The sequence below is a fragment of the Paenarthrobacter sp. MSM-2-10-13 genome (genome assembly GCF_011605365.1).
In the GTDB taxonomy this organism is placed as follows: Bacteria; Actinomycetota; Actinomycetes; order Actinomycetales; family Micrococcaceae; genus Arthrobacter.
Genome location: NZ_JAAOXO010000003.1, coordinates 434,484 through 448,287 on the forward strand (window position 1 = coordinate 434,484; position 13,804 = coordinate 448,287).

Annotated in this window: 14 protein-coding genes and 1 riboswitch; of the genes, 5 read left to right on the forward strand and 9 right to left on the reverse strand. The window is 61.9% G+C overall.

The annotated features are described in order from the left end of the window. Positions 1–12 precede the first annotated feature (12 nt). Positions 13–110: riboswitch (glycine riboswitch) on the reverse strand. 93 nt (positions 111–203) lie between these two features. Continuing rightward, entirely contained in the window at positions 204–743 is a 540-nt protein-coding gene (locus tag HAV21_RS10290; RefSeq protein WP_166841614.1) for a TetR/AcrR family transcriptional regulator, read from the reverse strand. Between the two features lie 73 nt (positions 744–816). On the opposite strand from HAV21_RS10290, the gene HAV21_RS10295 reads away from it, so the two are divergent. Continuing rightward, on the forward strand, positions 817–2,367 hold the full coding sequence (locus tag HAV21_RS10295; protein WP_166841615.1) for an MFS transporter: 1,551 nt from the start codon (positions 817–819) through the stop codon (positions 2,365–2,367). Positions 2,368–2,451: 84 nt separating this feature from the next. Here HAV21_RS10295 and HAV21_RS10300 read toward each other — a convergent pair whose 3' ends face one another. Next, entirely contained in the window at positions 2,452–3,111 is a 660-nt protein-coding gene (locus HAV21_RS10300; protein ID WP_166841616.1) for a cyclodeaminase/cyclohydrolase family protein, read from the reverse strand. A gap of 90 nt (positions 3,112–3,201) precedes the next feature. Between HAV21_RS10300 and HAV21_RS10305 the strand changes: the two genes are divergently transcribed. Next, on the forward strand, positions 3,202–4,425 hold the full coding sequence (locus HAV21_RS10305; protein WP_166841668.1) for an amidohydrolase: 1,224 nt from the start codon (positions 3,202–3,204) through the stop codon (positions 4,423–4,425). Positions 4,426–4,522: 97 nt separating this feature from the next. Here the strand turns inward: HAV21_RS10305 and HAV21_RS10310 are convergent, their stop codons facing one another. Beyond that, positions 4,523–5,509 (reverse strand): NAD(P)/FAD-dependent oxidoreductase, encoded by a 987-nt coding sequence (locus HAV21_RS10310; protein WP_347877639.1) that lies wholly within the window; start codon positions 5,507–5,509, stop codon positions 4,523–4,525. Between the two features lie 122 nt (positions 5,510–5,631). Between HAV21_RS10310 and HAV21_RS10315 the strand changes: the two genes are divergently transcribed. Further along, a complete protein-coding gene (locus tag HAV21_RS10315) occupies positions 5,632–6,213 on the forward strand; it encodes an XRE family transcriptional regulator (RefSeq protein WP_166841617.1) in 582 nt (193 codons plus the stop codon). A 31-nt stretch (positions 6,214–6,244) separates the two neighbouring features. Here the strand turns inward: HAV21_RS10315 and HAV21_RS10320 are convergent, their stop codons facing one another. Continuing rightward, positions 6,245–6,547: a helix-turn-helix transcriptional regulator gene (locus tag HAV21_RS10320; RefSeq protein WP_142936494.1), complete on the reverse strand. Its 303-nt coding sequence runs from the start codon at positions 6,545–6,547 to the stop codon at positions 6,245–6,247. Between the two features lie 67 nt (positions 6,548–6,614). Here HAV21_RS10320 and map point away from each other — a divergent pair, with 67 nt between their 5' ends. Then, positions 6,615–7,394 carry a type I methionyl aminopeptidase gene (gene map / locus HAV21_RS10325; protein WP_142936495.1) on the forward strand — a complete coding sequence of 260 codons (780 nt, stop codon included), beginning with the start codon at positions 6,615–6,617 and terminating at the stop codon, positions 7,392–7,394. A 14-nt stretch (positions 7,395–7,408) separates the two neighbouring features. Here map and HAV21_RS10330 read toward each other — a convergent pair whose 3' ends face one another. Next, positions 7,409–8,986: an HNH endonuclease signature motif containing protein gene (locus HAV21_RS10330; RefSeq protein ID WP_166841618.1), complete on the reverse strand. Its 1,578-nt coding sequence runs from the start codon at positions 8,984–8,986 to the stop codon at positions 7,409–7,411. A 436-nt stretch (positions 8,987–9,422) separates the two neighbouring features. On the opposite strand from HAV21_RS10330, the gene HAV21_RS10335 reads away from it, so the two are divergent. After that, positions 9,423–10,961: an APC family permease gene (locus HAV21_RS10335; RefSeq protein WP_142936497.1), complete on the forward strand. Its 1,539-nt coding sequence runs from the start codon at positions 9,423–9,425 to the stop codon at positions 10,959–10,961. 102 nt (positions 10,962–11,063) lie between these two features. Here HAV21_RS10335 and HAV21_RS10340 read toward each other — a convergent pair whose 3' ends face one another. The 4 genes from HAV21_RS10340 to lhgO form a co-directional block, all read right to left on the reverse strand. Then, a complete protein-coding gene (locus HAV21_RS10340; protein WP_142936498.1) occupies positions 11,064–11,609 on the reverse strand; it encodes a hypothetical protein in 546 nt (181 codons plus the stop codon). 216 nt (positions 11,610–11,825) lie between these two features. Then, positions 11,826–12,128, reverse strand: a complete 303-nt coding sequence (locus HAV21_RS10345; RefSeq protein WP_024819766.1) for a DUF4193 domain-containing protein — start codon at positions 12,126–12,128, stop codon at positions 11,826–11,828. A gap of 125 nt (positions 12,129–12,253) precedes the next feature. After that, entirely contained in the window at positions 12,254–12,481 is a 228-nt protein-coding gene (locus HAV21_RS10350) for a hypothetical protein (RefSeq protein WP_142936499.1), read from the reverse strand. A 64-nt stretch (positions 12,482–12,545) separates the two neighbouring features. Then, positions 12,546–13,763, reverse strand: coding sequence for an L-2-hydroxyglutarate oxidase (gene lhgO, locus HAV21_RS10355; RefSeq protein ID WP_166841619.1), 1,218 nt, complete (start codon positions 13,761–13,763; stop codon positions 12,546–12,548). Positions 13,764–13,804 lie beyond the last annotated feature (41 nt).

Consider the following 13,804-nt stretch of genomic DNA (forward strand, 5'->3'; position numbering starts at 1 on the left):
TTCCAGAGTTGCCTCGCCGCGGCGGTGCGTGGGCCTGAGAGATTCCTGGGGAGGGTTTGCTCCTACGGCGCCTGCATCACTTGCCTGCAGGACTCTCCCGCCGCAGATCAAAGGCATGTTCAATTGTGTATGGGCACCATGTAGGGCACGCCACAAGAGTTAATTGTCCTACGCTCGGGCCTCAGCAGCAAATGGATGAGCTGCTACTTCCGCAGGCGTTCAAGGACCCCCAGAAGGATTTCGACGTCGGCCTCCCGCCCGGCGTAGCCGCCCTCCTGGCCACCTTCAAAGATCGCGTTGAAATAGAGTCCGTCGCCCATATAGCTCACAGCCTTGGCAACCTCTGGTCCGACGTCTTCTGCCAGCACGTCAAGCCACCGCTGCTGAATTGCGGCAAACCTGCGGCGGGTTTCCTCGTGAGCCACCTCAGCCAGCCTGGTAGCGGCGACGAATGCCCGGTCCATGGGCGTATCTGCCCAGAGAGAGGACCTGATGAAGTATGCCGCTGAACCATCCGGCGCCGCCTTCATGAGTTCGGTATCTTCATCGGCCAGCAGGTCCAGGCGCTCCAAAAGGGCCGTAATCAGCGCTTCCTTGTTGGGGAAGTGGTAGAGCAGTCCGCCTTTGGACACGCCTGCCCGCTTGGCGACGGCGTCTAGTGTGGCAGCCCGCTCCCCTACTTCTATGAGGAGGGCTTCAAAGGCATCCAGGACGGCGTCCCGGGCAATTGGTTTTCGTGGCATGTATCCATCATTCCCTAAAGGTTCATGGGGGCTATAGTTGAAACTATACCGTCTGGACGGTATAGTTGAATCCATGTTCTCGCCGTCCTCAACCCAAGCACCCCGTTCCGCTCACCCCGTCGAGGGCCAAGCGGCACCGTGGCGCGACTGGACGGCCTTGGCACTCCTGATGTTTCCGGTGCTGCTGGTGGCCGTCGACAACACCGCGCTCACCTTTGCCTTGCCGGAGATTGCCCGCTCCCTGAATGTCGGAGGCGTGCAGTTGCTGTGGATTGTTGATGCGTACCCGCTGGTCCTCGCAGCGCTGCTCGTCTCCATGGGCAATTTGGGCGACAGGATCGGACGACGGCGGCTGCTGCTGATCGGCAGTACGGGCTTCGCGGCGGTGTCGGCTGCTACAGCATTCGCGCCGTCCGCTGAATGGTTGATCGCCGGGCGCGCCGGTCTTGGTGTCTTCGGCGCCATGTTGATGCCGTCCACGTTGTCCTTGATCCGGAACATCTTCACCGACCCCAACCGTCGCCGCTTGGCGATCGCTGTCTGGGCAGCCGGGTTCTCCGGTGGCGCCGCCCTTGGCCCGATCTTTGGCGGCTGGCTGGTGGAGCACTTCTGGTGGGGCGCCGTCTTCCTGGTTGCAGCATTCCTACTCCTCCCCCTGCTGGCTTTCGGCCGGGTCCTGATTCCGGAGTCCAAGGACTCCAACCCTGGACGTGTGGATGTGCGCAGTATCGTTCTGTCCGTCGTCACCATGGCGCCGTTCGTATACGGGATCAAGGAATTCGCGGTTCATGGTTTCGGAGCCTCCGCAGCAGCCTTCATGGGCTTTGGCGTGGTGATGGGTATCCTGTTCGTGCGTCGCCAGCAGCGGATCGAGAACCCCATGTTGGATGTTGCCTTGTTCAAGAACAAGGTGTTCAGCACGGCCATCGTGGCGAACGTGCTGTCCCTGTTCTCTATGACGGGTTTCATCTACTTCTTCGCACAGCACTTGCAACTCGTTGAGGGCCAGTCCCCCATGGAGGCCGGTATCGCCATGATTCCCGCCCTCCTGGCCACGGTCATCGCCGGACTACTGGTGGTGCCATTGGTCAAGCGCGTGCGGCCAGGGTTCGTTGTGGCCGCAGGCCTGACGCTCAGCGCTGTGGGTTATCTGATCGTCGTAGTGGGCGATCACGGCAGCGGCCCCGTGTTCCTGTTGTCGGCGCTCACCGTGTTGGCCGTGGGGGTTGGCGCGGCGGAGACGATCTCAAATGACCTCATCCTGGCATCGGTGCCGGCCGACAAATCCGGCGCCGCCTCGGCCATCTCCGAGACCGGCTACGAGCTGGGGTCGCTCCTGGGAACGGCAGTACTTGGCTCCATCCTCACGGCGTCCTACCAGCACAACCTGATCATGCCGGACGGCATCTCCGAGCAGGCCGCCGGGAATTCCGGTGAAACCCTCGCCGGTGCTGTTGATGCGGCGGGCGCTCTTCCGGCTCCATTGTCGGAGGCGTTGACACATGCCGCCCGGACAGCTTTCGAGTCCGGCGTCCACATCACTGCGGCGATTGGGCTGGTACTGATGGCTGGCGCGGCAGTGCTCGCCGCCGTCGTGCTCCGGCGTGTGCCGAAGGCGCAGTAATAGGCAGAGCGCCGAAGGCGCAGTAATGCGGTTGTGAGGCCCGCTCTGCATGGTTCCGTAGGGACTTGCCATGCAAACCGGGCCTCACAAGGCTTCGGTCGGCGCCGCTTTTTTGTCGACGCCGGCAGTCAGTTGGTCGATTCTGTCGAGGGCTTCGCTGAGCTGGCTGACTGTGTTCCACAAGTCCGGGTGTTGTTCCCTGACTTCCTGCAGCGTGGCGCCGGCGGAGGTCAGGGATGCGAGGTCGAAGCTTACGTTGGTTCGGGCCCCGGCTATGGCTGCCCGGAGTGCCCCGAAACCCACTACGACGTCGGCGATCAGCGCAGGATTTCCGTTGGCGGCGAGCCACCCGAGGTCTTCAATGGCATCAATGGCCCGCTCCCCGAGCACCGCTGATGCCTTAGCGGCATCGACGGAGGCTTGATGGATGGCCTTCTCGCGTTCAGGTCCGGGATCCAGGCGGAAAGCGGCGCCGAAGGCATTGGAAGCGGAAGCGTCGTCATCGGCTAGTTGCAGGGCAGTTTGCCGGAGTTTGAGAGCACGGGAGTGAATGCCGTCGAGCTGTTGGTGCTGCGACTTTTCCGGCTCGGTATATCCGGCCACCATGGACGTCAACGACGCCGCGATGGAGAGCATCACCCCGGTTGCAGCACCGCCTCCCGGGGACCCGCTGGATTCTGCCAGCGCCTTGGTCCACTCCTCAACAGTGGACAGCTGTGTGGTGACTGATTCGGAATGGTTCATGCCCTCCAGTGTGCCGGGGCTTCCCAGACTATGCATTTATGGGCTGGATACACTGGCCAAACTATGGCGTCGAACGAAAAGGGCAAACTCATGACCATTGACCTCGAAGAGCTTTACAAAGACCTGCACGCCAACCCCGAACTGTCCTTTCAGGAGACCCGAACAGCCGGGATCGCTGCGGGACATCTTGAAGATCTTGGCTTCACCGTTCATCGCAATATCGGAAAGACCGGCGTTGTTGGTGTTCTGGACAATGGGCCCGGGCCGGTGGTGATGCTCCGGGCCGACATGGATGCGTTGCCGGTCAAGGAAACAACGGGTTTGGACTACGCAAGCACTGCGATGGGTGTTGATCATGAGGGCAAAGACATGCCTGTCATGCACGCCTGCGGCCATGACGTGCATGTGAGCTGCCTAGTAGGCGCGGCGGAGGTTCTGGCGGGCCGGCGTGATGAGTGGCAGGGCACCCTGATCGCCCTCTTCCAGCCGGCCGAGGAATGGGGCGGCGGGGCAGCAACCATGGTTGCCGACGGGCTGTATAACGTGGTGCCGAAACCAGATATCGTCCTGGGCCAACATGTTGCCCCGTTCCCCGCCGGCTGGTTCGGCATCCGGCCCGGCGTCACCATGGCGTCCGCCGATTCCCTCAACATCACCCTGCACGGACGAGGTGGCCACGGATCGCGTCCGGAGACCACTGTTGACCCGGTGCTGATGGCAGCTGCAACCACCGTGCGGTTGCAGGGCATTGTGTCGCGTGAGCTCGCCGCCAGTGACTCCGCGGTGGTGACTGTTGGGCAGATTCATTCAGGAACCAAGAACAACATCATCCCCGAAACAGCAACTCTAGGCCTGAGCGTCCGCACCTTCAGCGATGCCACAAGGGACAAGATCCTCGGTTCCATTGAGCGCATTGCCAAGAGTGAATCCACAGCTTCAGGCGCGCCCAAGGACCCTGAGATTAAGTTTGAAGAGCATTTCCCGCTGACCGTCAACGACCAAGCTGCGACCGGCAGGGTGTCCGCTGCCTTCAAAGCAAAGTTCGGCGAGGCACAGATCATGGACCCTGGCCCGGTGTCCGGAAGCGAAGACGTTGGAGCCCTCGCGAAGGCCGCCGGAGCTCCCCTGGTTTTCTGGTTCCTGGGTGGCGCCGAACCTGCCCTGTTCAAGGAGTTCGCCACAACAGGTCGGCTTCCGGAGGACATTCCCTCTAATCACTCGCCGTACTTTGCTCCCGTCATTGAGCCGACGCTGGCTCGCGGAACCGAAGCGCTGGTGACGGCTGCCCGGGAATTCCTGACGTCTACATCCTAGGGTGCCGGAGCCTTACTACGGGCCCACTCGCACAAGGAAAGGCGCTGCATGCGCAGCGCCTTTCCTTGTCGAATTTCGATTCGGTCCGGGATTCCTATCAGCGGGATACAGCCGACTTGCGCGCATCCTCAACAGCCCGATTGGTCTCCTCCATCATGAGATCTGCGTTGATTACGGCTCCTGACATGACACCTGCGGCTGCAGAGGCCATCACCTGGCCCATGAGGTCGGTGACGTTTCCTGCAGCGTAGACACCCGGCACTGACGTGGCACCACCCATTGGATTGACCTCTACGTGGCTTCCCACCCCCATGGGGTGCTCCACCGTGGGGACGCCCAAGGATTCCAGCACGGCAGACCTGGCCTCCAACCGTGGGGCGGTGACTACAGCTTCTACTGGGATGGTGGTTCCCGACGTCAGGATGACACCCGCCAAAGCGTCGTCAGTTACTTGGAGGGCTTGGACTTTGCCGTCCACTACGGTGATGGAACGGGCAGCCAACTGCTCCCATTGTTCTTCCGTCGGCTCCACCACGTCATTGAGGAACAAGGTGATGTTGGAACTCCATTGGCGGAACAGCAACGCCTGGTGCAATGCCATCGGCCCTGACCCCAGGATCCCGATCGCTTTGTTCCGGACTTCCCAGCCGTGGCAATAGGGGCAGTGCAGGACATCTTTGCCCCACCGCCCACGAAGGCCTTGCACGTCCGGGAGTATGTCCACCAGTCCGGTGGTGACCAGCAAACGGCGGGCTCTCACCGTTCGTCCGTCTGCCAGATCCACCTCGAAGGTGGGTTCGGATCCGTTCGCAGGGCCGGCCTTCGAGCGTGCCCCGACTACGATGCCGGACACGATGTCCACTCCGTACTGGATCGCCTGCGCGCGTCCGAGTTCCAGCAGTTCCTTGGGATTGATTCCGTCCCGCGACAGGAATCCGTGCACCCCGGCCGCGGGAGCATTTCGCGGCTCGCCGGCGTCGATGACGAGGACGGACCGTAAGGCCCTGCCGAGGGTCAGCGCGGCACTCAAGCCAGCCGCGCCACCTCCCACCACTACGACGTCATACTCGTCCACCGTTCCGATGTTCTCGATTTCCGTACCCACAAGTGCCTCCACGTATCCAGCGGCCCTGCGCCGCTTCTTCCATGGTTTGCCAGAAGGCAAGAAACAGCAAGGAAGTTTGCCGATATGGCAAACTGGGGAACATGACTACCGATTTCAGCATCATGCTCGACGCCGTCGGCCCTCGCCTGCGCGCGATGAGGACCCAACGCAACGTGACCCTTACTGAAGCTTCGGAAGTAACAGGCATCTCCGTGAGCACGCTCTCCCGGCTTGAGTCAGGTCAACGCAAACCGACCTTGGAGCTTCTTCTCCCCATTGCGCGGCTGTATCAGGTCCCCTTGGAAGAGCTGATTGATGCCCCCGAAACGGGCGATCCCCGCATTCATCTCAAGCCGCACGTTCACGAGTGGGGAACGGCCGTTCCTCTCACGCGACGCCCTGGCGGCATCCAGGCCTTCAAGATGGTCCTCAGGGGTGGCACGGGCAAGGAGACTCCCACACCGCAATCACATGAGGGCTACGACTGGGTGTATATCCTCAACGGCAAGCTCAGATTGGTCCTAGGCGAGAACGACTTTGTCCTGAAACCGGGCGAGGTGGCGGAATTTGATACCCGCACACCACACTGGTTTGCCAGCGCCACCAAAGAGCCGGTGGAGCTTCTCACTCTCTTCGGGCAGCAGGGCGAACGGCTCCACGTCCGGGCACGACCCAAGCGCTGAGGCGCGCAACACTGGCAGCTCAGCACTCAGGCTACGAGGCCAACCATTCGCGGGCGCTCCGACGTCGGCTGTCCGGCTCAATGGCACGCTCCTGCTGATTGATCTCCGCCCAGACCTCATCGAGGGATAGTCCCAGAACCTCGGCGATCGCAGCAACAGTGGGGAACGCGGGCGTCGCAACCCGCCCTGATTCGATCTTTCGAAGCGTTTCGGGCGACACTCGAGCATCCAGAGCCGTTTCCAGCATGGAGCGTTCACCCCGCGCTCGACGCAAGAGAGCTCCGAGGCGTTGTCCGCGCTCGGCCTCTGCGGGTGTAAGCGGCAACCTGACCATGGATCCAATTGTAATACCGGGATAATATGGCCGGGATAGTTATTGGTTGCTACATGAAAGGTCCCGCATGATCGAGATCCTGAGCCACTCAGAACTAGGCCGGGCCAAGGAAGCCGGCGCTCTGGTCGCCAACATTTTGCACACGCTGAAGGGCCGCGCAACGGTAGGAACGAATCTCCTGGACATTGACAGGTGGGCCAAGAGCATGATCCTCGAGGCCGGGGCCGTCTCCTGCTATGTGGACTACGCCCCATCCTTCGGTCGCGGACCATTCGGGCACTACATCTGCACTGGCGTCAATGATGCCGTCCTGCACGGGTTACCCACGGATTACAACCTGGCCGAGGGCGACCTCCTGACCCTGGATCTGGCAGTTTTGAAGGACGGAATCGCGGCCGACTCTGCCATCAGCTTCATCGTTGGCGAGTCCAGGCCGGCTGAGAGTGTGGCCATGATCGAAGCAACCGAACGTGCCTTGCGCGCAGGCATTGAGGCCGCCCGGCCGGGCGCTCGAATCGGCGACCTCTCCTATGCCATCGGCTCAGTCCTCAGCGAAGCCGGATACCCCGTCAACACCGAGTTCGGAGGCCACGGCATCGGCTCAACCATGCACCAGGAGCCGCACGTTCCGAACATGGGCCGCCCCGGCCGAGGGTACAAGCTACGGCCAGGACTCCTACTGGCCTTGGAGCCCTGGGTGATGGCCAACACCTCCCAACTGGTCACCGACGCCGATGGCTGGACGCTCCGCAGTGCGACCGGTTGCCGCACTGCCCACAGCGAGCACACCATCGCCATCACCGAAGACGGCGCCGAGATTCTAACCCTGCCCACCGTGGCTGCTTAGACGCTGGCCCAAGATTAGATTCCCGCCATGCGCGGTTTCAGCTGGCCGCTGGATCCACATTCCGCGCCTTCAGCAGGCAAAGGTTCCGACTGCTGACCCGACGACGAGCGAGCCACATCCACAGCACACTCATTCGACATTGCTACAGGTGGCGCGGATTGTAACGGCTGGGCGCGGACATGCCCCGGCAGTGGAGGCGCCTTGGATACATAGGCGTGGCCTGTGGGTGTGCTGATCTGGAGCGTGTGGCCGCCTTGTTTGTCCCCGGTCACCCTCTTGCTGTTCCATCCGGGGTTTTCTTTGGTGTGGTTGCAGGCTTCGCAGAGTCCTGCGCCGTTGTTAGGTGTGGTGGTTCCGCCGGAGCGCCAGGGGACCACATGGTCGATGTGCCGGATGGGCGCGTCGCAGTAGGGGGTGCGGCAGGTGTCGTCCCGGGCTTCGATGAATCGTCGGAGCCGGGGTGGGAAGAGTCGGGCTTTGGAGTCCATGTTCAGGAGTTCGCCCGTTCCGGGTGCGGTGTAGAGCCGCCGCAGCCACACGGTGAAGTCGCGGTCCGGAACTGGTGAGCCTGCCTGGCCGGTCGCCAAACCACTTGCTTCGTCTGCCTGAGGTTCACGAAGTAGTTTCCTGGCCCACTGGGCCGGGACGATTCCATAGCCTTTGAGCCGGGCCGGTTCGCTGTCTGCCTGAAACAGGGTCCGGTCCGTCATCACCAGATCGAGGTTGATGCCCGCGACCCCGCCCGGGGTTCCGGTAACGCGTTCGACCAGGGTGTCAGCCATGACCTGGCCGCGGGAACGGGAGTCACCGCCGGCCCGGGCAGTATCAGCCTCACGGGTCAGGGCCGCATACGCCGCGACGCCTTGGGCCACTGGTAGGAGGGCGGTCAGGTAAGTCATGGTGTCCGGGGCGGGTCGCAGGCTCACGGTCCGTTCGGTGGCTGCGTGACTGGCGCGTTGGGCCACCGAACGGGGATCACGACGATACGCGGCAGCCTTGACCGCGGCGATGATGGCCCGGTCGCCTTTGCCTTCGAAGGTCCCGGTGTCCGGGGCGAGTTCCTCATCCACCGCGCACCGGTCCTCCACGGACAGGCACGCTGTTTCCTTCACCAGCAGCATGGCCCGCCATTCATTGAGCTGGCCCGATTCCAGGGCGGCCAGTGTGCAGGGCATCTCCGTCACCAACGCTCTCGCCAAGCCCAATAACCGGGGACCCTTATTGGGAGACTCCCGCCGGGCCAACGCCAGCTGCGCCCCGACACCCTGACCACGCTCGGACGCAGGAACACCAGCTCGGGCCTGTTCAGCCCGTTGGGCAAGATCAAACGCCACAGCAGCCCGCGCCTGCAGACCGGTGATGGCCGACTTCAGCTCCTCCAACCCCCGGAGCTGATCAATCAGCTCTCCACTGGAGCCGGCAAGCGGAACAGAGCCAAGGAGCGCGACGAGGTCAGACACCCGGGGCGATGAATGGCCTGACACAGGCCCCGTAGCAGGGAGTGCGGAGTAGGAGTGCCCGGGTAGAGCTTCCCAGGCGCGCCCGAGCTCATCATCGTATGACGGCGTCTGCGTGGCCCGGATCTGCTCCATGCCCCAACTCTTCCAGCACGCAGCAAGCGCTATAAGACCACAACTTCCGTATGTGGAAACCAGGGCCTATGTGGAAAACAGGGCCCGTGCGGAAAACACCCCGCAGCAAGCCCAACACCCACGTCACCAGACACCCACCCCCGGACCCCGGGATACCCAGAGACCCGGACCCCAAAGTACCCATAGACCAGTCACATATGAACGTCATTCATTTCAGGCCTTGCGCCCGAGCGTGACTCACGACATACTAAATGAACACTATTCATTTAGTGACTGTCGTCTCACCGGAGTACCAATCACACCACGATCGAACTGACGCGCCTGGATGGCCCGGCCCCCCAACGCCACGGCGCCCACGGCACCCTCGGCCCTCAGGGGCGGCAGCATGCTCCGCAGCACCAAGCAACAACTTTCGGCCATCTAGAAAGGGCCTCACATGAGCCAGACAATCCGACGCAGCGGCAGTGAAGCCGCGAAGTCGCATGACATCAGCGGCAAGGGACTGAAGACGGGGCAGTTGGGGCTCCTCGCCGTCGTCGTTCTTGGCATCTCCACCATCGCCCCGGCGTACACCCTCACCGGTGCGCTTGGCCCAACTGTCAACGAAGTCGGGCTGCAATTGCCTGTCATCTTCCTGATCGGGTTCATCCCGATGATCCTGGTGTCCTTGGCGTACCGGGAACTCAATGCAGACTCCCCCGACAGCGGCACCACCTTCACATGGGTAACCAAAGCGTTCGGACCGTGGGTTGGCTGGATGGGCGGCTGGGGTTTGCTGGCCGCCAACATCATTGTTCTGTCCAACCTGGCGGGCGTGGCCGTGGACTTTTTCTACCTGTTCCTCGCACAGGCCACGGGTTCACCCGAGCTCGCAGACCTCGCTTCGAACAAGCTGCTCAACGTTGCCACGTGCTTCGTTTTCGTGGCACTTGCTGTCTGGATCAGCTACCGAGGGCTTCACACCACCAAGATTGTCCAGTACGGCCTGGTGGGATTCCAGCTGCTGGTCCTTGGCCTGTTCGTCGCCATGGCGTTCGCTAACTGGTCCACCTCCGAAACTGCTGTGCCCTTCAGCTGGGACTGGTTCGACGTCACCAAGATCGAGACGTTCGGCCAGATCGCAGCCGGTATCTCACTGTCGATCTTCGTCTACTGGGGCTGGGATGTATGCCTGACCGTCAACGAGGAAACGGCCAACGGTAAGAAGACCGCGGGCCTGGCAGGCACGCTGACAGCGGTGATCGTCCTGGGCATCTACCTCCTGGTCACCATTGCCACCATGATGTTCGCAGGCGTCGGCGATACGGGGATCGGCCTGAACAACGAGGAAAACCACGCCAACGTCTTCACCGCACTCGCATCGCCGGTCATGGGTCCGTTCGCCATCCTCATGTCCCTCGCTGTGCTCTCCAGCTCAGCGGCGTCCCTGCAGTCCACGTTCACTTCGCCTTCCCGCAGCCTGTTGGCCATGGCGCATTACGGCGCCCTGCCGGAGCGCTTCAGCCACATGAGCAAGAAGTTCTCGACGCCGGGCTTCGCCACCATAGCGGCCGGCGTCCTGTCCGCGGGCTTCTACGCGGTGATGCACGTGATCAGTGAAAACGTCCTGAACGACACCATTCTGGCCCTTGGCCTGATGATCTGCTTCTACTACGGACTCACGGCCATCGCCTGTGTCTGGTACTTCCGCAACAGCGTGTTCTCCAGCGCCAGGAATTTCTTCCTGCGACTCGTCTGCCCGCTGCTGGGTGGCGTCGGCCTGTTCGTCGTGTTCCTGCAGACTGCCGTGGACAGCTGGGCTCCCGAGTTCGGCAGTGGCTCGGAGATCTTCGGGGTGGGGCTCGTATTCGTCCTGGGCATCGGCATCCTGGCTTTGGGCGTAGTGGTCATGTTGATCATGTCCCGTGTTCGGCCCGGGTTCTTCCGTGGCGAGACCATCCGAAAGGACACGCCGGCTCTGGTGGTGCCGGAGTAGGCCCGCCTTCCGCGGAGTTCGTGGGAAAGCTGCCAGTTCGCCGGACATCTCCGGGCGAATTGGCAGCTTTCCCGCGATCTGGGCACTTCAGCGCCCCGTCAATCACCAACGATGCGCCACGTCCACTACCAGGCGAGAACCGCCGTCGGGCCCGTCCAGGGTGAAGACCCGGAACGGAAGACGTGCACGGACGCCCAGCCCAATGCTGGTGGTGCCCTCAAAACTGCCCGCGTAAACCACCTGCCGGAAGGTCTGATAACCGGAGACGTTGGACAATTCGGCCTTGGCTGCCGGCACATAAGTCGGCTGGTTGTACTGGTTGTACGACGGCGCCGTGACCATCACTTGGAGATCAGCATCCCCCAGCACCGGGATGGGGTAGCCGGTGGCATCCTGGGTCACTACAGGAACGTACTGAACGACGTAGCCGGCCACCTTACCTGTCATGTCGATCACCAGGCGGTCGTAGCAGGGCTGTTGCCCGGTGCGAACGTTGGTGACACTGGCGGAGCTCATGTCGAGGTCTGCCTTGGCCATGGAACCCCACGAGATACCGCAATATGTTGCTGCCGAGGCTGGCCCCGGCGCCACCAGACCGAGACCGGCAGCTGCCATGACCGCTGCCAAACCCGCTCCAAATTTCCTCATTTTTTGTGCCCCCTTCAGGCGAAGTTGATACTTCAACAGTAGGAGCGCAGCAGGGTGTTTGGGTGGGTTGTGGCCGCTTCGGGGCGCAACCGTTAAGTGGGCGCAGCGGTGGTCACAAGAGGGTTATTGTCGGGCCATATTTTGGGCATTGGGCGGCCGTGCAGGGGGTGCTCGCGCCCATATTCGTAACCGAAGATAACGAGACCTTGGCGTTATTTAGCCTTCGCAATCCTTACAGAACTTAAGACCGTTCTTTTCCAATGCAATCTGGGACCTGTGACGGACCAGGAAACAGGAGCCGCACGTGAATTCGTCGGACTGCTCCGGGACCACAATAACTGTCAGTTCTTCACCGGAAAGATCTGCTCCGGGCAGGTCGATTCCTTCGGCGGTATCGTTTTCCTCGACGTCGATGACCGCAGTCTGCGCAGTGTTTCCTCGGGATGCCTGAAGGGCCTCAAGCGACTCGGCGGGAGACTCTTCTTCTGTCTTGCGCGGGGCATCGTAATCAGTAGCCATTGAGCTTCGCTTTCGTTGCTGCATAGTGCCTCTTCCGGCACCTCAGTGAAGCAGTTTAGGGCATATCTGAGGAGATCAGCGAAAAGTGTGCCCAACGCGACATTCTGCAGCATTCCGAGCGGCTTCTAGGACTCTGAACGCACCCTTGCGGCGTGCGTTTGGATGGCCTGAGCACTGGCAACCGTGACGCCGCTGAGGGCAGGTAGCCATGACAAATCACTCATGCTCCCCGGGCCACCTGCACCCTGTTCCTCCGCCGACGGGCCAGTGCAATCCAGGACGTACGCTGCCTCAATCCAGGCCGCTATGGTGGTGCCGACTGAACTGGCAAGCGAAGCTAGTGATCCGATCATGCGGCAACGGTATCCAGCCCGCGTTTGGCGGCCGTTTCCGTTGGATCACCAGTTTGTTAACTCCTCAGTCCCGCAAAGCCTTCTCCACGATGTACTCCGCTATGGCCATGGACGAAGTAGCCCCGGGAGAAGGTGCGTTGCGCACCAAGACCGTGTCCCGGCGTCGTGCGATGACAAAGTCGTCCACCAGCGAACCGTCACCGTTCATGGCCTGCGCGCGCACGCCCCGGGTGCCCGGAAGAATGGTGGCGCCTTCCAGCGACGGCACAAAGCGCACGGCCTCGCGGATGAACTTTTTCTTGCTCACTACGGTCTGGAATTCACGAACAGCTGACGGCACATTCTGCCTGGCAAATTTCCAGAATCCAGGAAACAGCGTGTAGTTCAGTACGTCGCGGGCATTCACCTCATTCCACGAGTAAGACTCACGGCCGAAGGAGATGAATGCATTTGGACCGAGCATCATTTCACCGTCGATGCGTTTGGTGAGGTGGACACCGAGGAAGGGGTGTTTTGGGTCCGGCACCGGGTAAATCAGCCCGCGAACTTGATCCCGGGCCTCCTCACCCAGCAGGAAGTACTGCCCAAAGAACGGCACGATCCTTGGGGTAGCCGGTTCACCCGTCGCTTCGGCCACGCGATCCGATTGAAGGCCCGCGCACACCACCACGAGGTCGTAATGTTCGCCGCCATCCCTGGTACTGACCACCACGCCGCTGTGCTGTTGCTCAAGCCTGGTAACTTCCTGCCTGAGCCGGATGCTTCCGCCCGAACTACGGACGTCGTCGGCGAGCGCGTTGGTGATAGCCGTGTAGTCAACGATCGCCGTTTCCGGCGAGTGAAGAGCGGAAAGCCCGACGGCGTTCGGCTCCACCTCGCGTAGCTGCTCGCCCCGCAGCATCCTTGCGCCCGGGACCCCGTTGGCCGTGGCACGGGCGAAAATCTTGTCCAAGCGATCCGATTCCTCGGGTGTCTGGGCAATGACCAACTTGCCGCACGCCTCATAGGGCAGGTTCTTCATGGCGCAGAATTCCTGCAGCAGCTCCACTCCCCTGCGACACAGTTTTGCTTTCAGCCCGCCGGGTTCGTAGTACAGGCCTGCGTGCACCACCCCCGAGTTGTGTCCGGTCTGGTGTGCTGCGAGCCGGTCTTCCTTTTCGTAGACGGTGACCTGGACGCCCTCGAGCCTGTTGGTCAGTTCCCTCGCCACTGCAATGCCGATGATCCCGCCACCCACCACGGCGCAGCGTTTGATGGTTCTTATGCGTGGAGGGTGGGGCATGGCAGTCCTCGTCTTTGGGTGGGCCCGAATCAGTCACAGCA